Annotated in this window: 20 protein-coding genes; 6 read left to right on the top strand and 14 right to left on the bottom strand. The window is 71.1% G+C overall.

Features of this window, described 5'->3' with window-relative positions; genetic code table 11:
- Positions 1–204: 204 nt before the first annotated feature.
- From WFJ17_RS00785 to WFJ17_RS00740, 10 genes are all read right to left on the bottom strand, one after another.
- Positions 205–1,245, bottom strand: coding sequence for an N-acetylglucosamine kinase (locus tag WFJ17_RS00785; protein WP_336647397.1), 1,041 nt, complete (start codon positions 1,243–1,245; stop codon positions 205–207).
- Positions 1,242–2,516, bottom strand: coding sequence for a 6-phospho-beta-glucosidase (locus tag WFJ17_RS00780; RefSeq protein WP_336647396.1), 1,275 nt, complete (start codon positions 2,514–2,516; stop codon positions 1,242–1,244). Before WFJ17_RS00780 ends, WFJ17_RS00785 begins: the two co-directional genes overlap by 4 nt.
- A gap of 1 nt (position 2,517) precedes the next feature.
- Positions 2,518–3,399 (bottom strand): carbohydrate ABC transporter permease, encoded by an 882-nt coding sequence (locus WFJ17_RS00775; protein WP_251442587.1) that lies wholly within the window; start codon positions 3,397–3,399, stop codon positions 2,518–2,520.
- The gene (locus tag WFJ17_RS00770) at positions 3,396–4,400 is read right to left on the bottom strand and encodes a carbohydrate ABC transporter permease (RefSeq protein WP_336647395.1); all 1,005 of its coding nucleotides are present in this window, start codon (positions 4,398–4,400) and stop codon (positions 3,396–3,398) included. The genes WFJ17_RS00775 and WFJ17_RS00770 overlap by 4 nt, the downstream gene beginning before the upstream one ends.
- On the bottom strand, positions 4,400–5,734 hold the full coding sequence (locus WFJ17_RS00765) for an ABC transporter substrate-binding protein (RefSeq protein ID WP_336647394.1): 1,335 nt from the start codon (positions 5,732–5,734) through the stop codon (positions 4,400–4,402). The genes WFJ17_RS00770 and WFJ17_RS00765 overlap by 1 nt, the downstream gene beginning before the upstream one ends.
- 59 nt (positions 5,735–5,793) lie before the next feature.
- Positions 5,794–6,951: an ROK family transcriptional regulator gene (locus WFJ17_RS00760; protein ID WP_251442578.1), complete on the bottom strand. Its 1,158-nt coding sequence runs from the start codon at positions 6,949–6,951 to the stop codon at positions 5,794–5,796.
- Positions 6,952–7,299: 348 nt separating this feature from the next.
- Positions 7,300–8,265, bottom strand: coding sequence for an acetylxylan esterase (locus tag WFJ17_RS00755; protein ID WP_336647393.1), 966 nt, complete (start codon positions 8,263–8,265; stop codon positions 7,300–7,302).
- Positions 8,266–8,297: 32 nt separating this feature from the next.
- A complete protein-coding gene (xylB, locus tag WFJ17_RS00750) occupies positions 8,298–9,602 on the bottom strand; it encodes a xylulokinase (RefSeq protein ID WP_336647392.1) in 1,305 nt (434 codons plus the stop codon).
- Between the two features lies 1 nt (position 9,603).
- Positions 9,604–10,794 carry a xylose isomerase gene (gene xylA, locus WFJ17_RS00745; RefSeq protein ID WP_292883491.1) on the bottom strand — a complete coding sequence of 397 codons (1,191 nt, stop codon included), beginning with the start codon at positions 10,792–10,794 and terminating at the stop codon, positions 9,604–9,606.
- A gap of 91 nt (positions 10,795–10,885) precedes the next feature.
- Complete coding sequence (locus WFJ17_RS00740; protein ID WP_295034321.1) at positions 10,886–11,884, bottom strand: LacI family DNA-binding transcriptional regulator; 999 nt, start codon at positions 11,882–11,884, stop codon at positions 10,886–10,888.
- A 147-nt stretch (positions 11,885–12,031) separates the two neighbouring features.
- On the opposite strand from WFJ17_RS00740, the gene WFJ17_RS00735 reads away from it, so the two are divergent.
- From WFJ17_RS00735 to WFJ17_RS00710, 6 genes are read left to right on the top strand one after another with little or no spacing between them, the layout of a single operon-like run.
- The gene (locus tag WFJ17_RS00735; RefSeq protein WP_295034320.1) at positions 12,032–13,324 is read left to right on the top strand and encodes an extracellular solute-binding protein; all 1,293 of its coding nucleotides are present in this window, start codon (positions 12,032–12,034) and stop codon (positions 13,322–13,324) included.
- 27 nt (positions 13,325–13,351) lie between these two features.
- Positions 13,352–14,341: a carbohydrate ABC transporter permease gene (locus WFJ17_RS00730; protein WP_442927960.1), complete on the top strand. Its 990-nt coding sequence runs from the start codon at positions 13,352–13,354 to the stop codon at positions 14,339–14,341.
- Complete coding sequence (locus WFJ17_RS00725) at positions 14,338–15,228, top strand: carbohydrate ABC transporter permease (RefSeq protein ID WP_295034318.1); 891 nt, start codon at positions 14,338–14,340, stop codon at positions 15,226–15,228. The genes WFJ17_RS00730 and WFJ17_RS00725 overlap by 4 nt, the downstream gene beginning before the upstream one ends.
- A gap of 2 nt (positions 15,229–15,230) precedes the next feature.
- On the top strand, positions 15,231–17,657 hold the full coding sequence (locus tag WFJ17_RS00720; RefSeq protein WP_336647391.1) for a glycoside hydrolase family 3 N-terminal domain-containing protein: 2,427 nt from the start codon (positions 15,231–15,233) through the stop codon (positions 17,655–17,657).
- A complete protein-coding gene (locus tag WFJ17_RS00715; RefSeq protein ID WP_336647390.1) occupies positions 17,654–19,222 on the top strand; it encodes a glycoside hydrolase family 43 protein in 1,569 nt (522 codons plus the stop codon). Before WFJ17_RS00720 ends, WFJ17_RS00715 begins: the two co-directional genes overlap by 4 nt.
- 37 nt (positions 19,223–19,259) lie before the next feature.
- On the top strand, positions 19,260–20,420 hold the full coding sequence (locus WFJ17_RS00710) for an ROK family transcriptional regulator (RefSeq protein ID WP_295034315.1): 1,161 nt from the start codon (positions 19,260–19,262) through the stop codon (positions 20,418–20,420).
- A gap of 160 nt (positions 20,421–20,580) precedes the next feature.
- On the opposite strand, the gene arfA is transcribed toward WFJ17_RS00710, so the two are convergent.
- The 4 genes from arfA to WFJ17_RS00690 are packed head-to-tail and all read right to left on the bottom strand — an operon-like array spanning position 20,581 to position 25,314.
- Positions 20,581–22,116: an arabinosylfuranosidase ArfA gene (gene arfA / locus WFJ17_RS00705; RefSeq protein ID WP_336627903.1), complete on the bottom strand. Its 1,536-nt coding sequence runs from the start codon at positions 22,114–22,116 to the stop codon at positions 20,581–20,583.
- 20 nt (positions 22,117–22,136) lie between these two features.
- Positions 22,137–23,033, bottom strand: coding sequence for a carbohydrate ABC transporter permease (locus WFJ17_RS00700; RefSeq protein WP_251442572.1), 897 nt, complete (start codon positions 23,031–23,033; stop codon positions 22,137–22,139).
- A complete protein-coding gene (locus WFJ17_RS00695; RefSeq protein ID WP_336647389.1) occupies positions 23,030–23,983 on the bottom strand; it encodes a carbohydrate ABC transporter permease in 954 nt (317 codons plus the stop codon). Before WFJ17_RS00695 ends, WFJ17_RS00700 begins: the two co-directional genes overlap by 4 nt.
- Positions 23,980–25,314, bottom strand: coding sequence for an extracellular solute-binding protein (locus WFJ17_RS00690; RefSeq protein ID WP_336647388.1), 1,335 nt, complete (start codon positions 25,312–25,314; stop codon positions 23,980–23,982). Before WFJ17_RS00690 ends, WFJ17_RS00695 begins: the two co-directional genes overlap by 4 nt.
- Positions 25,315–25,457 lie beyond the last annotated feature (143 nt).

The following is a 25,457-nucleotide window of genomic DNA, read 5'->3' as shown; positions in this document are numbered from 1 at the left end:
GATGTTGCAGGATGCCGTGCGTCGCGCTCCGCCCGTTCAGGTCGCACTCCGCCCGTTCAGGTCGTGCTCCGCCCGTTCAGGTCGCACTCCGCCCGTTCAGGTCGCACTTTCGGCGGCCCCAGGGTGGTCGGCAGCGCCAGAAGTGCGACCTGAACGATGAGCGGCGCAGGACCGGCGAGCGGCGCAGGACCGCCGAGCGGGCGCTCAGGCGGGGACGGTGCGCTCGAGCGCCGCACGGGCGCTGCGCAGCACCTCGTCCGCGGCGCCCTGCTGCTCCAGCAGCGCGAGCCCCGCGCCGACCACGGGCCGGGCGTCGACCACCGTCGGAACGGCCGAGGGCAGCGCGGCGGCGAGCCGCTGCACGACCCCGTCGAGAAGCAGGGGCTGGCGTGCCGCGAGCACCCCGCCGCCGAGCACGACCGGGATCGGATCCCGATCGAGCCCTAGTCGCCGGGCCGCGCTCGCCGCCATCGCCACGATCTCCTCCGCCTGCCGCTCCACGAGCGCGCGGGACACGACGTCGCCGCGGTCGGCGGCCGTGAACACCACCGGCACGAGCTCGGCCAGCCGCTCCTCCGGAAGGCGGCCGAAGTGCACGTCCTCGATGAGCGCGGTGAGGTCGGAGCGCCCGAACGACTCGGGGAGCGCCGTGGTCAGCGCGGTCTCCGGTCCCCGGCCGTCGAGCGCCCGGGCGGCCAGGCGCAGCGCCTCCGCGCCGATGTCCGATCCGCCGCCCCAGTCGCCCGATACCGCGCCCCAGGCGAGGAAGCGGGCCGTCGTGCCGTCGGCGCGCACGCCGATCGCGTTGAGCCCGGTGCCGCAGACCACGGCGACCGCGTCGGGCGCGAGCGTGCCCGACCGCAGCAGGGCGAACATGTCGTTCTCCACGTGGGCTTCCACGCCGTCCTCGCCGAGGAACCACGGCAGCGAACGGATCCGCGCGCGGAACGCCGCGAACTCGTCCTCGTGGTCGAGGCCGGAGAGGAACACGCCGACCCTCAGCAGCGGCCCCCCTCCGGCCTCGGCGTGCACCCGCCGGACGGCCGCGTCGACGACGGCGGCCGATTCACCCTCCCGTCCGGGGTGCACATCGGACGCGCCCAGACGCACATGGGCGACGACCGCACCGGTCGCATCCAGGGCGACGGCGTCGGTCTTGGTGCCGCCGCCGTCGATGGCGACGACGATCCCTTCCGGGTGCGTCGGCGGGAGTCCCTGCCCGGTCCGCACCGCCGTGCCGCTCACCGCGCCCACGCGAGGTGATCCCGGTTGTGGTCGATGAGCAGATCGGCGAGCTTCTCCGCGCGGTCCCACTGGCCGACGAGCGGGTGGGCGAGCAGCGCGCGTTCGACGAGCCGCCGCCCGCGCTCGGCGGATCCGGTGTGCCGTGCGGCGTCGAGGGCGAGCCGCTCGTAGCCCGCGACATGGCCGATCAGCCCCTGCACGTCGCCCGGCAGGGGAGCTGTGGGCACGGCGACGGGACCGGCGGCGCCGATCGTGGCGGACACCTCGACGACGTGGTCGTCGGGGAGGAACGGCAGAGTGCCGCCGTTGCGGAGGTTCGCGACCTGCACATCGCCGCGGTCGCTGAGCAGCGACGCGATGAGATCCACCGCCGCCTCGGAGTAGAACGCGCCGCCGCGTTCGGCGAGCACGGCGGGCTTGGCGTCGACGGACGGATCCGCGTAGAGGCGGAGCAGTTCCCGCTCGACCTCCATCACCTTCTCCGCGCGCGGCGGTTCGTGCCGCTGCTCCTCGAGGACCCGGTCGTGGGCGTAGAAGTACCTGAGGTAGTACGAGGGGACCATCGCGAGGTTCTGCAGCAGCGGAGCCGGCAGCTCCACCTCGTCCGCGAGCTCGGGCAGGCGCTCCCGCAGCAGCTCCGGCAGCACATCGACGCCGTCGAGCAGCACGCCGCGCTCCCAGGTCAGGTGGTTCAGGCCGACGTGCTCGAGGCGGACGAGGGCGGGATCCGCGTCGAGCATCCGGGCGAAGCGGCGCTGGAATCCGATCGCCACATTGCACAGGCCGATCGCGCGATGGCCCTCCTCGAGCAGTGCGCGAGTCACGATGCCGACCGGGTTCGTGAAGTCGACGATCCAGGCGCCGGGCTTCGCATGCCGGCGCACGGCCTCGGCGACCTCGAGCACCACGGGAACCGTGCGCAGTGCCTTGGCGAGCCCGCCGGGACCCGTGGTCTCCTGACCGATGCAGCAGGCCTCGTGCGGCCAGGTCTCGTCGCCGAGCCGGGCGGCCTGCCCTCCGATCCGCAGCTGGATCAGCACCACGTCCGCGTCCGCGACGCCCGCGACGAGGTCGGCGGTGGCCCTGATCCGGCCCGGGTGCCCGGCGCGCGCGAACATCCGCTGCGAGACCCCGGCGACGAGCTCCCGGCGCCGGTCGTCGGGATCCACGAGCCAGAGCTCGTCGATCGGGAGCACGTCGCGCAGCCGCGAGAAGCCGTCCGTGAGCTCGGGGGTGTAGGTGGATCCGCCTCCGATGACGGTGAGTTTCATGTCAGCCCTTCACTCCGGTCAGGTTGATGCCCTCGACGAACACGCGCTGGGCGAAGAAGAACACGATCACCACGGGGATCGTCACGAGCATGGTCACGGCCATGGTCGTCCCCCAGTCGGTGCCGTGGGTGCCGTGGAAGGTGGACAGACCGTAGGCGACCGTCCACGCCGAGGGGTTCTCCGAGGCGTACAGGAGCGGGCCGAAGTAGTCGTTCCACGAGTTGAAGAACAGGAAGATCGCGGCCGAGGCGATGCCGGGCTTGGTCATCGGCACCATGACCCGCCAGAGCACGCCCCACTCGCCGTTGCCGTCGATCCGCGCGGCGTCCGCGTAGGCGGACGGGATGGTCAGGAAGAACTGCCGCAGCAGGAAGATCGAGAACGCATCGCCGAGCAGGTTCGGCAGGATCAGCGGCCAGAGCGTCCCCGTGAGGCCGAGCTTGGCGAACATCACGTACACCGGCACGATCGTGACCTGCGGAGGCAGCAGCATCGCCACGATGATCGCCAGGAAGACGATGTTCGCCCCGCGGAAGCGGATCTTCGCGAGGACGTACGCCGCGGGCACCGATGAGACCAGCATGAACGCGGTGGCGAGCACTGCGTAGAACGCGGAGTTCAGGAACCACAGCCCCAGCGGCACCTGCGTGAACGCGCGGACGTAGTTGGAGAGGTCCCACGGCTGCGGCCAGATCGAGGCGGTCAGCGTCTGCTTGCCCGACATGAACGAGGTCAGCAGCACGAACAGGATCGGTGCGAGGAACAGCACCGCGAGCACGGAGAGCACGGTGTGGTCCGCGATCCAGATCAGGATGCGCCGGCCGCCGCGCACCGGGCGCGCGGGGCGCGCGGATCCCGTGGTGATGAGCGCGGTCGCGGTCATGAGAAGTCCTCCGGGGAGAAGGCCCGCGACTTGCGCAGCAGCAGGGCGACGAACACGCTGGCGACGAGGAACAGCACCACGGCCATGGCCGCGGCGTAGCCGAGCTGGAAGTTGGCGAACCCGCGCACGTACAGCCACTGCGTGTAGGTGAGCAGCGAGTCCTCCGGATACCCGATGTCGGCGGCGAGCCCGCCCGAGGCGGCGCCCGAGCGACCGGACGCGACGCCGGACGCCACGGCAGCCTCGGTGAAGTACTGCAGCGCCGCGATCATGCCGGTCACCAGGGCGAACAGCAGCACAGGGGCGATCGACGGGATCGTCACGTAGCGCACCTTCTGCACGCCGTTCGCCCCGTCGAGCGAGGCCGCCTCGTACTGGTCGCGCGGCACGTTCAGGAGTGCCGCGAGCAGGATGATCATGACGTCGCCCATGACCCACACGCCCAGCAGCACGAGCGAGGGCCTCGCGAGCGCGGGGTCGTTGAACCAGAGCGGACCGGGGATGCCGAGGCTCTTCAGCACGAGGTTGACGGGGCCCGTCCCCGGGTTGAAGAGGAACACGAACGCGACGACCGACGCCACGGGCGGCACGAGCGCGGGCAGGTAGAAGATCGTGCGCCACACGCCGCCGGCGCTGCGGGCGCGCAGCAGGAGCCCGGCGACCGCGAGGGCGCAGACGATCCGCACCGGCACCAGGATCACGACGAACCACAGGGTGTTCAGGGCCGCGGTGGCGATCCGCGGATCCTTCGTGAACAGGTAGACGTAGTTGTTCAGGCCGTTCCACTGCGGCGCGGACACGAGGTCGTACCGGGTGAAGGAGAAGTACAGGTTCGCCACGAGCGGGTAGACGAAGAAGACGGCGAGGCCGAGGAGCGTCGGAGCCAGCATCAGGGCGATGCTCCATCGACGACGGCGGACGGCGGATCCGCGCCGGCGGGCGATGGCGCCCGGGGCGCGCGGAGGGGTCTCCGCGCGCCCCGGCGCGAGGGTCGCGGTCATCACGGGCCCTCGCTCAGGGCGAGCTGGTCGTCGATGTCCTTGTCGACCTTCTTGAGGCCGGCGTCGATGTCGCCCCCGCCGCCGGACTGGAATTTGGTCCAGTAGCCGGAGAGCGCGACCTGGTTCGCGCTGCCGATCACGGTCGCCGGGATCGAGGTCAGGTGCGGGCTCTTCGCGATGTCGAGGAACGTCCCGAACTGCTCCGGGAGGTCGAGCTTCGAGGACGCGAGCGCGTCCTTCGTGGTCGGGACGTTCTTCAGGCCGTTGGCGAGCTTCACGACCGCATCGGTGTCGAGGGTGAGATAGCGCAGCAGCGCCCAGGCGGCTTCTGGGTTCTTGGAGCCCTTGGAGACGCCTGCGATCGTGCCGGAGGAGAACCCGCCGCCGTAGAGGTCCTCGTGGCCGTCCAGCACGGGGAAGGGCGCGACCCCGTACTTCACATCGGGCGCCTGATCGGCGAGGAAGGCGACGCGCCACTCGCCGTCGAGGTTCATCGCGAGCTGGCCGGTCTGGAACGCCTGACCCGCGGAGAACTCGTCTCCGAGACCGGCGGTGAACGCCTTGAGCTTGTCGTAGCCGATCTCGTCGATGAACTTCTTCTGCCAGGTCATCAGCTCCTTCCAGCCGGGGGAGGAGGCGATCGCGCTCTTGCCGTCCTTCATCCACTCGGCGCCTGCGGCGGCTCCGAAGACGGTCGGGGCGTTCTCGTAGGCGCCCATGAGCGGGTTGAAGCCGAGCGTCTTGATGGATCCGTCGGCGTTGTAGGTCGTGAGCTTGACCGCCATCGCCTCGAGCTCGCCGAGCGTCTTCGGCGGTGCGCTGTAGCCCGCCGCCTGCAGCAGGTCGGTGTTGTAGTAGAGGCCCTGCACGTCGGCGAGCATCGGCAGCGCGCACTGCTTGCCGTCGAAGGAGGTGTAACTGCGCGCCACATCGGACAGCTGCGAGAGGTCGACGCCGTCGCGCTCGATGTAGGGCGTGAGGTCGCGCAGCGCTCCCGACGAGCAGAACGCGCCCACGTTGTCGACGGCGCCCGAGATCGCGACGTCGAGATCGTTGCCGGCCGCGATGGCCTTGATGATCTTGTCGTCCTCCTGACCGGTGCGCACGTCGACCTTCACATCCGGGTACTTCTTGTGGAAGTCGTCGATGACGGACTGGACGACTCCGGCCTCGCGGTCGCTGAAGAACTCCCACAGGGTGACCGTGCCGGACAGATGGTCGGGCGCCGTGGCGGCGACGGTGGTGTCGGATCCGCCGGAGCAGCCGGCGAGGACGACGGCGGTGACGGAGAGCGCGGCGATGGCTCCGATGCGGAGCCGGGTGTGGCGTTTCATGTGAACCTCTCTGTTCAGGGGGATCTGGCGGCACAGCCGGGGGTCGGCCGTGCCGCGAATCACTCGGGGAGCAGGCGTCCGCGCAGGCGTGACACGAGCACGTGCCGGGCGCCGAGGAGCACGGCATCGGCCGGGGCTCCCGTGGTGCGCACCGCGGGATCCCAGCCCGACGAGGCGCGCAGCGCGGCGGACACGGCGTCCGCCAGTGCCGCCCCGCCGGCGACCCCGGTGGGGCCGCCGAGGATCACCAGCGACGGATCCAGCACGGCGATGACCGGCGTGAGGGCCAGCGCGATGCGCGCGGCGAGGTCGGGCACGATCCGATCCGGCGCGCTCGCGAGAGCGGCGAGAGCCCCGGCGTAGTCGAGCGGGCTGCCGACGGCGGAGGTCGCCGAGCGTGCGACGGCGGATCCGCCGACCAGCTCCTGCAGGTCCTCCGCGTCCGGGTCGATCGCCATCGCCGTGCGGGGCGCGGGCAGGTAGCCGATCTCGCCCGCACCACCGGTGGCGCCGTGCAGGATCGTGCCGTCCAGGTCGATCGAGAGGCCGAGGCCCTCGCCGAGCCAGAGCAGCGCGAATCCCGGGGCGTCGGCGCCCGCGCCCTCGGCGCGTTCAGCGATCGCGGCGAGATTCACGTCGTTCTCCAGCGTGACGGCGATGCCGAGCCCCGCCTCCAGCTCGCCGCGCGCGTTCTGCATGGGCCAGCCGTCGAGGGTGTCGGTGAAGTTCAGACGATCCGCGGCGGGGTCGTTGGCGGCCTGCACGCCGATCACGATCTCGACGACGGCGCCGGCGTCGACGTCGGCCGCGCGGCAGGCGGCGTCGATCGCCCGGCGCACGTCGCCCTCGGCCGAGCGCGGGTGCGCCGCGTCGATCGGGATCGTCGCGACGGGGCGCTCCGTGCCGCGGGCGTCGACGACGGTCGCGCGCAGCACGGTCTCGTCGACGTCGATCGCGACGCCCAGGCTCCGGTCCAGCCGCACGTCGTAGGTGACCGCGTTCGGGCCGCGGCCGGCGGAGAGCTCGCCGGCGGGGTGGATGAACCCGGCCTCCTCCAGGCGCGTCACGATCTGCGCCGCGGTCGGCTTGGAGAGCCCGGTCAGCTCGCCGATGCGGTTGCGCGTGAGCGGGCCCTCGTCGAGGAGCAGCGAGAGGGCGGCCTGGTCGTTGCGGAGGGCGAGCCAGCCGGGGGTGCCGGGGGCGGGGGAGGACGTCATCGAAGCTCCTGAAATCTATTAGCTAAGTTTCTTTATAGATTCCAGAAGCGCACACGTCAAGCCCTCGGACGGATCAGGGGGCGGCGGGGATGTGGGAGACCTCCGCCGCCGCCCTGGGCGCGGCCGGCCTGCTCGGATCAGGATCCTCTACTCGGGTCCGGATCCCGTTCAGGTCGCAGAATCGGCTGTTCCCGGGGCCTGGGAACAGCCGATTCTGCGACCTGAATCGCCAGAGTGCGACCTGAGCGAATCGACTGCCCCGGTGGCGGGACGGGCCGCCGATCAGCTCCGCGCGACGTCGAACTCCACGGCCGACCAGGACAGCGCGGGGAGGGTGAGGCGCACCGCTCAGAGGCGTTCGGCGAGCCAGGCGGTCTGCCGCAGCCAGTGGGCGAAGCCTCCGCCCTCGTGGCCGTTGAACTCGTAGACCTCGATCGCCGCGTCCTCCGTCAGGAGGTGGTTGTACGCGGCGAAGACGCTGGAGGGCAGCACGACGTCGTCCATGAGGGCCACCGAGAAGAGCGCGGACCGGGCGATGCGGCGGGCGAAGTTCACGCCGTCGAAGTACGACAGGGTCCGGAACGCCTGGTCCCCGCGATCCCGGTGCACCGAGAGATAGCGGGCGATCTCGCCGAAGGGGTCTCCGGGCGTGAGCGCGACGGAGCGGCGGAAGTCGCACAGGAACGGCACGTCGGGCATGACGGCGACCACGCCCGGATGCAGGGCCGCGGCCGCGAGGCTGATGCCGCCGCCCTGACTGCCGCCGGTCACGGCGATCCGGGCGGGGTCGGCGAAGGGGATGTCCTGCACCGCATCGACGAGCAGCACGGCATCAGTGAAGACGCGGCGGTAGTAGTAGTCGTCGGGGTGCAGGATGCCGCGCGTCATGAAACCGGGGGCCGCTCCGTCCGATCCGTGCGGATCCGGGGTGGCGCCGCCCGTTCCCCAGCCGGCGCCCTGGCCGCGCGTGTCCATGAGCACGTGCACGTAGCCGGCGGCGGCCCAGTGCAGGCGCTCGCCGGGGATGCCGCGGCCGCCGCCGTAGCCGAGGTACTCGATGACGACGGGCAGGCGTTCCGCGCGGCGGGGCCGGGTGACCCAGCCGCGGATCCGCTCGCCGCCGAAGCCCGAGAACGTGAGGTCCTCGACGATGAGCGCATCGATCGGGGTCGCCGCGGGGGAGAGGGTGGCGGCGGTGGCGAGCGCGCGGGATCCGGCCAGGGTGTCGCGCCAGAATCCGTCGAAGTCGGCGGGTTCCGAGACCTCGGGACGGAGTCCGCGGAGCTCGGTCAGGGGAAGGTCGGTCAGGGGCATGGTCGTGTGCTCCTCTGCGGTCGAGACGGCGGTCAGCGCTGTGCGACGGAGGCGGCCTGCCTGGCCGCTCCGAGGGCGACGTACTCGCCGGGCGCGGGCACCTCGACCGGAACGCCGAGGATCTCCGGGGCGATCCGTCGCACCGCCTCGGACTGCGCCCCCCCGCCGATGAGCAGGGCGCGATCGAGCGGCACGCCGAGACCGCGGAAGGCGTCGAGCCCGGCGCCGAGCCCGTGCAGCATGCCCTCGACCGCGGCGCGGGCGAGGTTCGGCCGGGTCGTGGATGCGAGCGTCATGCCCGTCAGCGACGCGGTGGCGTCCGGCAGGTTCGGAGTGCGTTCGCCCTCGAAGTAGGGGAGCAGGGTCAGGCCTCCGGCCCCGGCTGCCGCCGAGAGCGCAAGCTCACCGAGCTCGTCGTGCCCGACGCCGAGCAGGGCCGCGGTCACGTCGAGAACCCGGGCGGCGTTCAGGGTCGCCACGAGCGGGAGGAACTTCCCGGTCGCATCGGCGAAGCCGGCGACCGTGCCGGACGGATCCGCGATCGGCGTGCGGCTCACGGCGCAGACGGTGCCCGAGGTTCCGATCGACACGACGACGTCGCCGGGCGCGGCGCCGAGCCCGAGGGCCGCCGCCGCGTTGTCGCCGGCACCGGGCGCGACCCGGCGCCCGGCCGGGTCCGTGACGTGGTCGGCAGGGCCGAGCACCCGCGGCAGGACCGCGTCATGGCCGAGGGCTGCGGTGAGCAGCTCCCGGTCGTAGGAGCCGTCGGCGGGGCTCCAGTACCCGGTGCCGCTGGCATCGGAGCGATCGGTGATCAGCTCGTCGAGCACGGGCCCGAGCGGCGAGGAGCCCTCCGGGCCGTAGCCGCGCAGGCGCCAGGTCAGCCAGTCGTGCGGCAGCGCGACGGCGGCGACGCGTGCGGCGTGCTCCGGTTCCGCGTCGCGCAGCCAGCGCAGCTTCGTGACGGTGAACGAGGCCACCGGGACGAGTCCCGTGCGCGCAGCCAGCTCGGCGGCGCCGAACTCGCCGATGAGGTCCTGCGCGGCCTGCGCGGAGCGGGTGTCGTTCCACAGCAGGGCGTCGCGGATGACGGATCCGGTCGCGTCGAGGGCGACCATGCCGTGCTGCTGGCCTCCGATGGACCATGCGGCGACGTCGTCGATCCCGCCCGCGGCGGTGATCGCGTCGTTCAGTGCGCGCCACCAGGCCTCGGGGTCGACGGCCGTGCCGTCCGGATGCGCCGCCCGGCCGGTGCGGACGACGGATCCGGACTCGGCGTCGACGACGACGACCTTGCAGGACTGGGTGGACGAATCCACCCCCATCACGAGGGGCATGTCACCGGGCGCCGAGGAGGTGTTCGGTCGCGAGCTGCTGCAGGCGCACGAAGCCGAAGCCCTTGCCGCCGAAGTACGCATCCGCGTCGAAGTCCTCGTACGCGGACCGGTCGGCGAGCAGGCCGTCGTAGGTCTCGCCGGTCGCGAGCGTGGGGGAGGACAGCTCATCGACACGGGCGGCGCTCAGTGCCTCCTGCACCTCCGGGTCGGCGCGGAAGGCGGCGGCGCGCTCCTTGAGCAGCAGGTACGTGCGCATGTTCGCGGCGGCCGAGTCCCACACGCCCGTCTCGTCCTCGGTGCGGCTGGGCTTGTAGTCGAAGTGGCGCGGGCCGTCGTAGGCGGGCACGCCACCCGGGCCGCCGTTCTCGAGCAGGTCGACGAGGGCGAACGCGTTGTGCAGGTCTCCGTGACCGAACACCAGATCCTGGTCGTACTTGATCCCGCGCTGTCCGTTGAGGTCGATGTGGAAGAGCTTGCCGTGGTACAGCGCCTGGGCGATGCCGGCGGCGAAGTTGAGCCCCGCCATCTGCTCGTGACCGACCTCGGGGTTGAGGCCGACGAGCTCGGGGCGATCGAGCGAGTCGATGAACGCGAGGGCGTGGCCCAGCGTGGGGAGCAGGATGTCGCCGCGGGGCTCGTTCGGCTTCGGCTCGATCGCGAACCGGATGTCGTAGCCCTTGTCGGTCACGTAGTCGCCGAGCAGGTTCACGGCTTCCCGGTAGCGCTCCAGCGCGGCACGGATGTCCTTCGCAGAGTCGTATTCCGCACCCTCGCGGCCGCCCCACATGACGAACGTCTTCGCTCCCAGCTCGGCGCCCAGATCGAGCTGGCGCAGCACCTTGCGCAGGGCGAAGCGGCGCACGGCGCGGTCGTTCGAGGTGACGCCGCCGTCCTTGAAGACCGGGGCGCTGAAGAGGTTGGTCGTCACCATCGGCACGACCAGCCCGGTGTCGGCCAGCGCTCCCTTCAGTCGGTCGATCTGCGTCTGGCGCTCGGCCTCGGTGGATCCGAAGGCGAACAGGTCGTCGTCGTGGAACGTGAGCCCGTAGGCGCCGAGCTCGGCGAGCCTCTCGACGGCGTGGACGACGTCGAGGGCCGGCCGGGTCGGGCCGCCGAACGGGTCAGCGCCGTTGTAGCCGACGGTCCAGAGACCGAACGAGAACTTGTCCTCGCGGGTGGGGGTGAGTGCCATGGTGATCCGCCTTCAGCGCCTTCGGTGAAATGTTGTAGCAGCGAACATATCAGCGGTGCGAGGCGGGCGCAACGTCCCGCCGAAGCGGCGCTCAGCGCGGCGCAGCGGCGGTGGAGGTGCGCACCACGAGCTCCGCCGGCATCCGCACGTGCTCCTGCGGGCCGCCGTCGAGCATCGCGAGCAGCACGCGCACCGCCTCTGCGCCCATCTCGGTGAGGGGCTGCCGCACGGTCGTGAGCTGGGGGACGTGCGCCGCGGCCTCGGGGATGTCGTCGAAGCCCACGACCGAGAGGTCCTCCGGTACGCGCAGTCCGCGCCCGACCGCGACCCGGATCATCTCGATCCCGGACAGGTCGTTGGCGGCGAACACCGCCGTGGGGGGATCGGCGAGGTCGAGCACGGCGTTCGCCCCCGCCGTCGATGCGGCGGTCCGGTATCCGCCGTCGGCGACGAGGGCCGGGTCGAATCCGATCCCGGCGTCCTCGAGCGCACGACGGTAGCCCTCCTCGCGCTGGTGGGCCGACTCGAGGTCGGTGCGGCCGCGCAGATGGGCGATGCGGCGATGCCCCAGGGAGATCAGGTGCGCCGTCGCGGCGAAGGCGCCGTCGGTGTTGCGGACGCTCACGGACGCCAGTCCGTCCGAGCCCGCGTGCGGGTCGATGGCCACGATGGGCACGGTGCTCTGAGTCGGGGTGGTCGTGGGGGTGACCAGGATGGCGCCGTCGATGAGCGTTCCTCCCAGCCGAGAGAGCGATCGGCGCTCCCAGCCGGCGTGCTCCCCGGCGGACACGCTCCCCGCGTAGGCGAGGACGTCGAACCGGGTGCCCTGCAGGGCGGCGGAGACGCCCTGCAGCAGCTGCACGGCGAACGGCTCGAACTCCGCGACGAGCACGCCGATGACGTCCGTGCGACTCCGGCGCAGCGAGGTGGCCACCAGCGAGCTCTCGTAGCCGAGCTGCGCCACGACCTCCTGCACGTGCTCGAGGGTGGCCGGCGAGACCCCGTCGCGTCCGTTGATGGCCTTCGAGACGGTCGCGACGGAGACGCCGGCGGCCCGGGCGACGTCGTGGATCGTGATGCGGCGGCTCATGTCCCCAATCTAGCGAGCGAAAACGTTATCGATATCGTTTGACATGCGGAGTGATCCGGTGCCAGAGTAGGCCGACGGCACATTCGCTGTAGTCGACAACAAATTGTCGACGCGGTGCTGGAACTCGATGATGAGGAGAAACACAGCATGAAGATCCGCAAGGTGCTGACCGCCGCCGTGGCGCTCGCAGTCGGGGGAACGATCGCCCTCACCGGGTGCTCCGGAGGATCCGGCAGCGGCGACGGCGGCGGCAAGCAGACGCTGACCGTGTGGCAGAACTCGACCACCGGTGACGGCAAGAAGTTCTGGACCGACGCTGCGGCGGCGTTCCAGAAGGCCAACCCGGACGTGACGGTGAAGGTCACGTCGATCCAGAACGAGGACATGGACGGCAAGCTGCAGACCGCCGTCAACTCGGGCGACATGCCGGACGTGTTCATGGCGCGCGGCGGCAGCAAGCTCGCCGACGTCGTGGCCGCGGGCAAGGTCAAGGATCTGTCGGACAAGATCGATCCCGACGTCAAGAAGGGGATCGGGGACGCCGCGCTCAGCGCCTTCACGGTGGACGGCAAGGTCTACGGCGTGCCCATGGCGATGCTGCCGGGCGGCCTCTTCTACAGCAAGGACCTGTTCGCCCAGGCGGGGATCACCGAGACCCCGAAGACCATGGACGACCTCGAGGCCGCCATCACCAAGCTCAAGGCGGCAGGCATCGCCCCGATCGCCCTGGGCGCGAAGGATGCCTGGCCGGCGGCGCACTGGTACTACTTCTTCGCCGTGCGCGCCTGCGGCGAGGACCTCATCACGAACCTCGCGACCAAGAAGGACTTCACCGACGGCTGCTGGCTGACCGCTGCGGACAACCTCGAGAAGTTCGCCCAGGTCGAGCCCTTCAACGAGGGCTTCCTCACCACCTCCGCCCAGCAGGGCGCGAACTCGTCCGCCGGGCTCGTCGCGAACCACAAGGCGGCGATGGAACTCATGGGCGCCTGGGACCCGGGCGTGATCGCGAGCCTCACCCCGGACCAGAAGCCGCTGGCGGACCTCGACTGGTTCCCGTTCCCCGAGGTGTCCGGAGGCAAGGGCGAGCCCGGGGCGATGATGGGCGGCCTCGACGGCTACTCCTGCTCCGAGAAGTCCCCCTCCTCCTGCGAGAAGTTCCTCAACTTCGTCGCGTCCAAGGAATGGCAGGAGAAGTACGCCGTGGCGTTCCAGACCATCCCCGCGAACCAGGACGCCAAGGGCGCCGTCGACAACGCCGCGCTCAAGCCGGTCATCGAGGCTTACAGCAAGGCCCCCTATGTCGCGCTCTGGCTCGACACGGCCCTCGGACAGAACGTCGGCAACGCCCTGAACACCGGCGTGGTCGAGATGCTCGCAGGCCAGGGAGATGCGAAGACCCTCATCCAGAAGATCACCGACGCTGCGGCGAGAGGCTGAGCGAGAGCGATGACTGGCACCCAGGTGATGGCCGAGGCCGTGCCTGAGAGCAACCGCCGCGCCGGGACCGGGGCCGCCCCGGCCCCGGTGCGGCGAGCCCGCGCCGACTGGCGCAAGCGCGGCGAGATCGCGCTGCTCTCCGGCCCCGCCCTGATCATGTTCGTCGGATTCGTCATCCTGCCCGTGGCGATGGCCTCGTTCTACGGGTTCTTCAAGTGGAACGGGTTCGGCTTCCCGACGCAGTTCGTCGGCTTCGACAACTACATCCACATGTGGCAGGACGGCACGTTCCGCGACGCGGTGACCCACAACTTCGCGATCGTCGTGCTCTCGCTCGTGCTGCAGGGGCCGATCGCGATCCTGTTCGCCCTCCTGCTGAATCAGAAGTTCCGCGGACGGTCCGTGATCCGCGTGCTGATCTTCGTGCCGTACGTGATCTCCGAGGTCATCGTCGGCACGGGGTGGAACCTCATGATGCAGGACACCGGCGCGCTGAACTCGCTGCTCGGCAAGCTCGGGCTGGGATTCCTGCAGCACTCGTGGCTCGCGGACCCGAAGCTCGCCCTGTGGACGCTGATGATCATCATCACCTGGAAGTACATCGGGTTCGCGGTCATCCTGATGCTCGCGGGGATGCAGTCCATCCCCGAGGAGCTCTTCGAGGCGGCGGCGATCGACGGCGCCGGGTTCTGGAAGACCCAGTGGAACATCACGGTCCCGCTGCTCGGGCCGACGATCCGGATCTGGGCGTTCCTGTCGATCATCGGCGCCCTGCAGCTCTTCGACCTCGTCAACATCATCTGGGGGCAGTACATCTCCGCGACCGCGGGCACCTCCACGATGGCGACGTACATGTATCAGAACGGGCACCTCGCCGGCAGCTACGGCTACGGCAACGCGGTGGCCGTGATGCTCTTCCTGATCACGCTCGTCGTCGCCCTGGTCTATCAGCGGTTCGTGCTGCGGCGTGACACCGACGGCGCCCTGACCGGCGACAGCGGAAAGGCCCGCAGATGACCACCGACACCCTCCGCACCACGGCGATCGTGCAGCCGCGCGGCCGCAGGGGCATCCGCCGAGCGGAGAAGGCCCCCTGGGGGAGCCCCGGGCTCTACCTGATCGCGATCGTGCTCGTGACGATCTGCATCACGCCGGTGCTCTACATCATCATCGGCGGGTTCCGCACGAACTCGCAGATCACGAAGGATCCATCCGGGTTCCCCGCTCCGTGGCAGGTCGGCAACTACACCGACGTGCTCGCCGGGTCCGAGTTCTGGACCGCCCTGCTCAACTCGACCGTCGTGGCGATCGGGACGACGGCCGGTGCCGTGCTGCTCGGAGTGATGGCGGCCTATGTGCTCGCGCGCTACGAGTTCGCCGCCAAGCCGGTGATGTACTCGCTGTTCGCTGCCGGGCTGATGTTCCCTGTGACCGTCGCGATCACGCCGCTGTATCTGCTGATCCGCAACCTCGGCCTGGTGAACAGCCTCGCCGGGATCATCGTGCCGCAGATCGCGTTCGCACTCCCGACGACGATCATCATCCTCGTCCCGTTCCTCAAGGCGATCCCGAAGGAGCTGGAGGAGGCGGCGGCGATCGACGGCGCCTCGCGCCTCGGCTTCTTCTGGCGGATGGTGATCCCGCTGAGCCTGCCGGGCGTCGTCACCGTGGGCATCCTCGCCTTCGTCGGATCCTGGAACGGGTACATGCTGCCGCTGTTCATCCTCAACGACCCGAACCTGTTCACCCTGCCGCTCGGCGTGCAGAACTTCTCCTCCCAGTACTCGGTCGACACCGCCCGGGTGCTCGCGTACACCTCGCTGTCGATGCTGCCCGCGCTCATCTTCTTCAGCCTCTTCGAACGCCGCATCGTCGGCGGCCTGACCGGCGCGGTGAAGGGCTGAGCATGACTTCGGACACGTCCCTGGACTCCGTCGCCAGGACGGAGGAGATCCCGGCTTTCCCGATCGCCTCGGAGCGCGTCGAGGAGCTGCTCGCGCAGATGACGCTCGAGGAGAAGGCCGCGCAGCTCGTCGGATACTGGCTCGACCAGGGTGGCGAGGTGGTCGCGCCCCTGCAGAACGAGATGGCGTCCGCCGGCCGCCACGACGCCCTGGCGGAGGTCACCCGCGACGGCATCGGGCACTACACCCGCGTGTACGGTACCCGCCCCGTCGCGCCGGGGGAGCGCGCGGCCTGGCTGTGGGCCGAGCAGCGGCGGCTACGGCGGGAGACGCGGCTCGGCATCCCGGCGCTCGTGCACGAGGAGTGCCTCACCGGCCTCGCCGCGTGGAAGGCCGCGACCTTCCCGACGCCGCTCGCCTGGGGCGCCTCGTTCGATCCCGCGCTCGTCGCCGAGATGGGGGCGCTCATCGGGGAGTCGATGCGGACGCTCGGCATCCACCAGGGACTCGCGCCGGTGCTCGACGTCGTGCGCGACCCCCGCTGGGGCCGGGTCGACGAGTGCATCGGCGAGGATCCGTATCTCGTCGGCACCGTGGGCACCGCCTACGTGCAGGGCCTGCAGTCCGCCGGGGTGCACGCCACGCTCAAGCACTTCCTCGGCTACTCCGGCTCGAGGGCGGGCCGCAACCACGCGCCGGTCTCCGCAGGGCCGCGAGAGATCGCCGACGTGTTCCTGCCGCCGTTCGAGATGGCGATCCGCGACGGCGGGGTGCGCAGCGTCATGAACAGCTACGCGGAGATCGACGGCGTCCCTGTCGCGGCGGATCCGGAACTCCTCACGGGCGTGCTGCGGGAGCGGCTCGGCTTCGACGGCGTCGTGGTGGCGGACTACTTCGCGATCGCCTTTCTCGAGGTCATGCACGCGGTCGCGGCGGACCGCGGCGACGCGGCGGAGCTCGCACTGCGTGCGGGGATCGATGTGGAGCTGCCCTCCGGCGACGCCTATCGGGAGCCCCTGATCGACCGGGTGCGCAGCGGCGCACTGGACGAGGCGTATCTGGACCGCGCGGTGATCCGCGTCCTCGCCCAGAAGGAGCAGCTCGGGCTGCTCGACCCCGGTGCGTTCGACGAGGGGCCGCCGGCTTTCATCGACCTCGACACTCCCCGGCATCGGGACGTCGCGCGCCGGCTGGCCGCCGAGTCGCTCGTGCTGCTCTCCAACGACGGCGTGCTGCCGTGGACGCGGTCGGCCGGCCGCATCGCGCTCATCGGTCCGAACGCCGACCGTGCCGAGGCCCTGCAGGGCTGCTACTCGTTTGCCAACCACGTGCTCGCTCATCACCCCGACCATGAGCTCGGCATCGCGATCCCGACCGTGCGCGAGGCTCTGGCCGTCGCCGTGCCCGGCGCCGAGATCGTGCACGTCCGCGGCGCGGAGGTCGAGGGCGACGACCGATCGGGCTTCGCCGAGGCCGAGCGCGCCGCGGCCGGCGCCGACGTCGCGATCGTCGTGGTCGGCGACCAAGCCGGACTGTTCGGACGCGGCACCGTCGGCGAGGGCAACGACGTGGAGTCGCTGGACCTGCCCGGTGTGCAGCGGGAGCTCGTCGAGCGGGTGGCCGCGACCGGGACGCCCGTCATCGTGGTCGTGCTCTCCGGCCGGCCCTATGCGATCGGCTGGGCGCTCGACGGCGACGCCCCGCGTCCGTCGGCCGTGCTGCAGGCGTTCTTCCCCGGCGAGGAGGGGGCCACGGCGATCGCCGAGGTGCTCACCGGCGCCGTGTCGCCGTCGGGTCGGCTCCCGCTCAGCCTGCCGCGGTCGTCCGGGTCCCAGCCCTACGGCTACCTGCACCCGATCCTCGGGGGGCCGTCGGACGTGACCTCCGCGGATCCGACCCCGCTGCGGCCGTTCGGCTTCGGACTGTCGTACACGAGCTTCGCCTACACCGGATTCGAGGTGTCGGCCGCGGCGCCGACCGACGGCACGTTCACGGCCACGGTGACGGTGTCGAACACCGGCGACCGGCAGGCGGCCGAGGTCGTGCAGCTGTACGGCCGGGACGTGGCCGCGAGCGTCACCCGGCCGGTCGCGCAGCTGTTGGGCTATGCGCGCGTCGACCTGGTCCCCGGCGAACGCCGCACCGTGCGCTTCGAGGTGCCGGCCGCCCGGTTCGCGTTCACCGATCGCCGGCTGACGCGGGTCGTCGAACCCGGCGCGGTGCGCGTGTGGGCAGCCGCGCATGCCGAAGCGGTCGCGCCGGCGCCGGAGATCTCCGGCGTCACGGGGGGCGCCATCGCGAACGAGCGCGCCCGGGACGACCGCGTGCTCCCCGGTTCGGCGACGACCGCGGGCACCGTCGCGCTCACCGGGGGCGTGCACGAGGTGACGGCGGAGGACGCGCGCATCGTCACGGTGACGATCGCATGATCGAGGCGGTCAATCCGATCCTGCCCGGATGCCATCCGGATCCGTCGATCTGCCGTGCGGGGGATGGGTACTACCTGGTCTCGTCGACGTTCGAGTACCTCCCCGGCCTGCCCGTGATGCGCTCGCACGACCTGGTGCGCTGGGAGACGGTCGGGCATGTCATCGACCGCCCGGGGATGCTGGACTTCGACGGGATCGGATCCTCCGGGGGGCTTTATGCACCGACCATCCGACACGGTCTGGGGCTCTTCTGGGTGATCTGCACCCTGGTCGATCGGGAGGATCCGAGCCGCGGGGGCAACTTCCTCGTCACGGCCGAGGACCCGGCAGGACCCTGGAGCGACCCCCTGATGCTCGACGCCGACGGCATCGACCCCTCGATCGCCTTCGACGAGGAGGGGCGCGTGTGGCTGCACGGCACGCGCCTGGCCCGCGAGCCCGAGTGGCGCGATCAGACCGAGGTCTGGGTGCGCGAGTACTCGCCGGCCGAGCGCGCGCTCGTGGGCGAGGAGCACGTGATCTGGCGGGGCGCCGTCACAGGTGCGGTCTGGGCCGAGGGGCCGCACCTGTACCGCATCGATGGGGCCTGGGTGCTCGTCGCGGCGGAGGGCGGCACCGAGTTCCACCACGCCGTCAGCGTCGCCCGCGCGGACGAGGTCACCGGGCCGTACCTCGGCGACCGGGCGAACCCGGTCTTCACCCACCGGCACCTGGGGCGCGCGAGCGCCGTGATCGGGGCCGGGCACGCCGATCTGGTGCCGGCGCCGGACGGATCCTGGCTCGCGGTGATGCTCGCCATGCGCGCGGCGGACGGCCGGCACTATCCGCTCGGACGCGAGACGTTCCTGTGCCCGGTGTCGTGGGAGGACGGCTGGCCCGTGTTCGCTGCCGGGGAGGGGCGGCTGCCGCGGGCCCTCCCGATCCCGTGGGCGGTCGATGCGGCGCCGAGCGGGTCCTGGCAGCCCGACGACCGGACCGCCGGCGACGTCACGCCCGCCGATCCGCGATGGACCGCGCTGCGCGCCCTGCCCGCCGAGGTCGCCGAGGCCGAAGGCGGGTCCTGGCGCCTGCCCGTCCGCGCCGCTTCGCTGCGGGAGCCGACCTCGCCCGCGTTCCTGGGCGTGCGGCAGCAGCATGCCGACGTCGACGTGCGGTGCGTGCTCGATGTGCGAGGTCTCGCCGAAGGGGAGAGTTCGGGGATCGTGCTGCGTCAGTCGGAGCGCGATCACGTGGCGCTCGCCGTCACCCGCACGCGCGACGGGTTGCGCCTCTCGTCGGAGCGCTGCCGGGACGGGGATCCCGAGCGGCACGACCTCGGGGCACTGCCGGAGGCGGACGAGGTCGCTCTCGGGCTGGAGGCGCGGGGCTACGACTACGTCTTCACGCACGGCGGTCTCGAGCGGGTCGCGGCCGACGGACGCGAGCTGGACGCCTCGTCGACGGGCGGATTCCTCGGTCTCTGGATCGGTGCGTACGCCACCAGCGCCGGCGCGGCGCCCCGGGGCGAGGTGCGCATCACCCGCTTCGCGTACGCGCCTGCGCTCACGGAGCAGGGCGATCGGTAGCCTGGAGTCCCACCGCGTGCAGGAAGCGAGACGTCGGATGAACGAACGCGCCACGACCGTCGAAGGGGTGCGGCGCACCAACCTCGCCGAGGTGCTGCGACTCGTGCATCACTCCGGGCCGCGCTCCCGTGCCGTGATCACCGCGGAGACCGGCCTGAACCGCTCGACGGTCTCCGACCTGGTCGGACGGCTCGTCGAGGCGGGCCTGGTCGAGGAGCACGAGCCCGACCCCACCCGGCGCGTCGGCCGCCCGTCGCCGGTGGTGGCACCGAGCCTCGACGTCGTGGCCATCGGTGTCAACCCCGAGATCGACGCCGTCGAGATCGGCGCGGTCTCGCTGGGCGGCGCGGTGCGGGAGCGGATCCGGATCCCGGTCGAGCGTCCCGGCGTCGCGGACGTCGTCGGGATCGTCACCCGCGTGGTGCAGGACTGGCAGGACGGCGCGCTCCGCGGAGGCCGCATCGAGGGCGTCGGCCTCGCGGTGCCCGGTCTCGTGCGCGCGGCGGACGGACTGGTGCGGCTCGCCCCGCACCTCGACTGGCGCGACGCCGACATCGCAGGACCCCTCGCCGCGTCGCTGGGCCTGTCCGTCGTGGTGGGCAACGACGCCTCGCTCGGCGCGCGCGCGGAGCGGCTCTTCGGCGCCGCCAGGGAACACGAGGACGTCGTCTACCTCAACGGCGGCGCCAGCGGCATCGGCGGCGGCCTCATTCTGCACGGGATGCTGATCGGCGGCGTGGGCGGCTATGCGGGCGAGTGGGGCCAGACCGCGGCGAGCGTGGCGGATCCGGCCGATCGGCGCGCCGAGGGCGGAGTGCTCGAGGACGAGGTGAACCGCGCCCGTCTCGTGCAGGTCGCCGGCCTGGCCGCCCCGGAGGACGCCGAGCTCCGCACCGCCCTGGCTGCGACGTCGGTCGACGCGGTCGCCGCCGAGGTCGCACGCCAGCGGCGCATCCTGACGGCCACGCTCGGCAATGCCGTCAATGTGCTCAACCCGGCGATGATCGTGCTGGGCGGCTTCCTCGGGATCCTGCGGGAGCTCGACCCTGCGGCCTTCGACGACGAGGTGCGCCGCCGCGCGCTCGCCGCGTCGGCCGAGCAACTGGAGATCTCCGCGGCAGCCCTGGGCGCGGACCGCCTGCTGATCGGCGCCGCCGATGCCGCGTTCGAACGACTGCTGGCGGATCCGCTGGGCTGATGAGCAAGGCCGCCCCCCGGCCGCCGATCGGATCCGGATCCCGTTCAGGTCGCAGAATCGGCTGTTCCCGAGGCCTGGGAACAGCCGATTCTGCGACCTGAATCGCCAGAGTGCGACCTGAACGAATCGACTGCGCCCCGGTGGCGGGACGGGCCGCCGATCAGCTCCGCGCGACGTCGAACTCCACGGCCGACCAGGACAGCGCGGGGAGGGTGAGGCGCACCGCGCCGTCGTCGAGCGCGACCCCGTCGAGCGGCCGCAGCCCGACCGCGTCCGGCGCGCCGACGAGGTTCGCGGTGAGCCGGTCCCCGTCCTCCGGGACGGTGAGCACCTCGGCCGAACGGACCGCGGTCGCGCGCAGGCCGTGCAGGTCGAGGTCGACGGTCGCCTCCCCGTCGAGCGAGCGGTTCGCGACGAAGAGCGCGAGCCGGCCCGATTCCTCGTCCCACGTGGCCACGGCGTCCACGTCGTCCACGTCCCCGTGACGGGTGGTGGGCGTCTTCGTCGATGAGACGGCGAGGCGCAGGATCCGGCCCTGCGCCATCCGCGCCATCCGGGCGAACGGCCAGAAGATGGTCTGCCGCCACGCGGGTCCGCCCTCCTCCGAGCGGATCGGCGCGATCACGTTCACGAGCTGCGCCTGGTTGGCGATCTTCACCCGGTCGCCGTGCCGCAGCAGGCTGTGCAGGAACGTGCCGACCACGACCGCGTCGGTGACGTTGTAGGCGTCCTCGATGAGCCGGGGGTGCTCGCGCCAGGCCTTCTCCACCTGGTGCGGCTGGTCCTCGCTGTCCAGGCCGGACTGGTACCAGACGTTCCACTCGTCGAACGAGATGTCCACCTGCCTGGTGTGCTTGCCGGCGGCCTTGACCGCGTCGATCGTGGCGACCACGCCGTCGATGAACGCATCCATGTCGACGGCGTCGCCGAGGAACGACGCGACGTCGCCGTCGTGCTCCTGGTAGTACGCGTGCATCGAGACGTAGTCCACCTCGTCGTACGCATGCGTGAGCACGGTGTGCTCCCAGGTGCCGAACGTCGGCATCTGCCGGCTCGAGGATCCGACCGCGACGAGCTCGATCGTCGGATCCACGAGCTTCATCGCCTTGGCGGTCTCCTGGGCGAGACGGCCGTACTCGTGCGCGGTCTTGTGGCCGATCTGCCAGGGGCCGTCCAGCTCGTTGCCCAGGCACCACAGCTTGATGTCGAACGGATCCTCGGCGCCGTTGCGCCGGCGCAGGTCCGACCAGTACGTGCCCCCCGGGTGATTGGCGTACTCCACGAGTGCGCGAGCCTCCTCGACGCCCCGGGTGCCGAGGTTGATGGCCTCCATGACCTCGACCTCGGCCTCGCGGGACCAGTCCATGAACTCGTGCAGGCCGAACGCGTTCGTCTCGATCGTGTGCCAGGCGCCGTCGATGCGCACGGGACGATCGGCGACGGGCCCGACGCCGTCCTCCCAGCGGTAGCCGGAGACGAAGTTGCCGCCGGGGTAGCGGACGACGGTCGGTCCGAGTTCGCGCACGAGCTCGAGCACGTCGGTGCGGAAGCCGCGGGCGTCCGCCGCCGGGTGGCCGGGCTCGTAGATGCCGGTGTAGACGCAGCGGCCCATGTGCTCGACGAACTGGCCGAACAGGCGGCGCGGGACGTCGGCGATCGAGAAGTCGCGGTCGATGGTGATGCGGGCGTGGGACATGGGGATCCGATCCGTTCGGGTCATTGACCGCCGAAGCCGCTGGTGGCGACTCCCTTGACGATCTGCTTCTGGAAGATGAGGAACACGATGATGAGGGGCAGGGCGGCGAGGACGGCCTGGGCCATGACCTGCGCGTACTGGACGCCGTAGGCGCTGATGACGGTCTGCAGGCCGACGGGCAGGGTCATCAGGCCGGTGTCGTTGATGACGAGGAACGGCCAGAGGAAGTTGTTCCACGCTCCGATGAACACGAAGATCGCGACGGAGGCGAGGATCGGCCGGGACAGGGGCAGCACGATCGACCAGAACACCCGGAACCTGCTCGCACCGTCGACGCGCGCCGCGTCCTCGAGCTCGACGGGGATCGCGTCGAAGAACCGCTTCAGGATGAAGACCATCGCCGGCGCCACCACCTGCGGCAGGATGAGACCCCAGTGGGTGTCGACGAGGCCCATCGCGAGCATCTCGTAGAACAGCGGGATGATCAGCACCTGCGGGGGGACGACGATCGCGGCGATGATCACCACGAACAGCCACTTCCGGCCACGGAAGTCGAGACGGGAGAACGCGTAGGCGGCGAGGGCTGAGATCGTGACGGTGATCACCGTCACGGCCGTCGCGGTCCAGAGGCTGTTCCACGCCCAGAGGTAGACGTTGCCCTGCGAGAGGATCGCGCTGAACGCCTGCACCGTCGGCCCGCTCGCGCCGATCCAGCCGGCGTCCCCGGAGGCGGCGTCGGTCTCGGTCTTGAACGCGGTGGCGACCGCCCAGAGGAACGGCAGCAGCCAGCCGATCGCGAGGATCAGCAGCACCGCGAAGGCGAGCACGGTGAGGACGGTGAGGCGACGGCCGATCGGCCGGCGGGTGCGGGCGCGCGCGGCGCCGGGGACGACGAGGGTGCGGGTCGCGGTGGTCATCGGGCGTCCTTCCGCCGACGGGTGATCAGCGCCTGGACGACGCCGAGGATGATGATGATCGCGAAGAACACGTAGGAGAGCGCGGCGGAGTAGCCGAACCGGTACCCGACGAAGCCGGTCTCGTAGATGTACTGCACGATCGAGCGGGTGGTGTCGCTGGAGAGGCCGCCGAGCATCTGGTACGCCTGGTCGAACAGCTTGAGCGACGCGAGGATCTGCAGCAGGCCGATGAGGGTGGTCGCCGGTCCCAGCTGCGGGAGCGTGATCGCGGTGAACTGCCGCCATCCGCCCGCGCCGTCCAGCGACGCCGCCTCGTACTGCTGCTGCGGGATGTTCTGGAGGGCTGCGAGGTAGAGCAGGAAGTTGAACCCGACGGTCCACCAGACCGTCGCGATCACGATCGCGATCATGTTGGTCTTCGGATCCTGCAGCCAGGCGATCGGCTCGAGGCCGAAGGCCTTCAGGACGTTGTTCGCCGCCCCGATCTGCGGGTTGAAGATCCAGACCCAGATCTGCGAGATCACGGTGGAGGCGAGCAGATACGGCATGAAGAACGAGAGCCGCCAGAGCCACTGGCCGGGAAGCCCGCGATCGACGAGCACGGCCATGAGCAGGGCGACGACCACGAGCGGGACGGTGGACAGCAGCGTGAACCACACGGTGTTGCCGAGCGATCCCCACATCACCGGATCCGCGAGGGCCTCGACGTAGTTCGCGGGTCCGACGAAGCCGCCGCCGGACCCGGTGAGGGATTGGTCGGTGAAGCTCAGGTAGAGGCCGTGCAGGATCGGCCAGGCGAGGAAGAGCGCGAACGCGAGGAGGAACGGGGCGAGGAACGCCCAGCCGATCAGCTGCTCTCCGTGACGGGATCCGCCGGCGTGGCGCCGGGTCGCGCGGGTGGCCGCACGACCGGTGACGATGGTCGTGGTGGTGGGGGTCGTCGAGGTCATCTCCGGGCTCCCTCCGGATCGGCGGGATTGGGTTGGGCGAGGAAGCGCTTGACGGCGGCCTCGAAGCGGGCGACGGCCTCGGCGGGATTGCCTCCGCCCAGAAGCGCGGGCTGGGCGGCGGCGCCGAACTGGCCCTGAAAGTTGGATCCGGACCCGGTGAACCACGCGGGCGGGTCGTAGCGCACGTGCTTCGCCGCGTCGGCGTAGTGGGCCTGCGGAAGCAGCTTCGCGTACTTCGCCGACTCCGTGACCGGGAGGAAGGCGGGGATGTGCCCGGCCTCCGCCCAGCCGAAGGAGCCCTTCAGCATGTCGGCCACGAAGCGGTACACGAGGTCGCGGCTTACCGCATCCGGGTGCGACTGGTGCGGCAGGACGAAGGAGTGCGAGTCGGCGTAGGCCGTGCGCGTGCCGAACACCGGCGGGATCATCGCGACGTCGAAGGGGATCTTGGCCGCCTGCATCGTGCGCAGCTCCCACACCCCGCTGAGGAACATGCCGCTCTTTCCGGTCGCGAACTCCGCCACCGCGGTGCCGTAGTCGGCCTGCTTGGCCGCCCGCTTGCCGTCGAGCAGCTTCTGCATGAAGGCGAGAGACGCCACGGCCGCGTCCTTGTCGATCACCGCGGGACCGCCCTGCGGCATCTCCATCTCGATGCCGTGCTGCGTGTACAGCGTGTAGAACAGGCGCCACATCTGGGAGCCGTCGCCGAGATAGCCGTAGGACAGGCCGTGTCCGCCGGTGACTCCGGCGATCGCGTCGACCATCGCGAGGAAGTCCTCGGGGTTCGCCGCCTCCTTCAGGCGTCCGTCCCCGTCGAGCACGCCCGCCTTCTCGCAGACCTCCGTGTTGTACATGAGCACGAAGGGGTGCGCGTCGAGCGCGATGCTGAGGCGCCGCCCGTCGACGTCGCCCTTCTTCCAGATCGGATCCGGGAACGCGGACGCGTCCACGCCGAGATCCGCGAGGCGGCCGGTGTCCCAGTCGTCCAGGAGACCGCCCGGAGCCCAGCCGAGCACTCGGGTGGCGTGCATGATCGCGACGTCGGGGGCGCGGCCGCCGGCCGAGGCCATGGCGAGCTTCGTGTAGTACGGCGTGCCCCAGGCGAGCACGGTCGGACGGATCCGGTAGGCCGACTGCGCCGTGTTCACGCCGTCCAGCAGGCCGGACATCGTCACGCCGTCGCCGCCGGAGAGCAGGTGCCAGAACTGCAGGGTGCGGGTGCCGGACGCGGCGGCCGAGGTCGAAGCGCATCCGGCGAGCAGCGCGGCGCCGGCGGTGAGGCCCGCGGCGCCGAGGAACTGCCGCCGATTCAGATCGAGAGGTGGTGTCATCGTCACTCCTTCGTGGACGATCAGGGAACTCCGACATCATTACATCGATGAAATAGAGTGCGCAAGAGGTTTCTGAGACCGGTCACGGAACGGGGTGGATGGCCCGGCGGGCGCGGGCGGGCCGGGAGAGGGATCGCGCCGTC

This window comes from Microbacterium sp. MMO-10 (assembly GCF_037148715.1).
Classification (GTDB): Bacteria; Actinomycetota; Actinomycetes; order Actinomycetales; family Microbacteriaceae; genus Microbacterium.
This window is presented reverse-complemented; position numbering and strand designations above follow the sequence as displayed.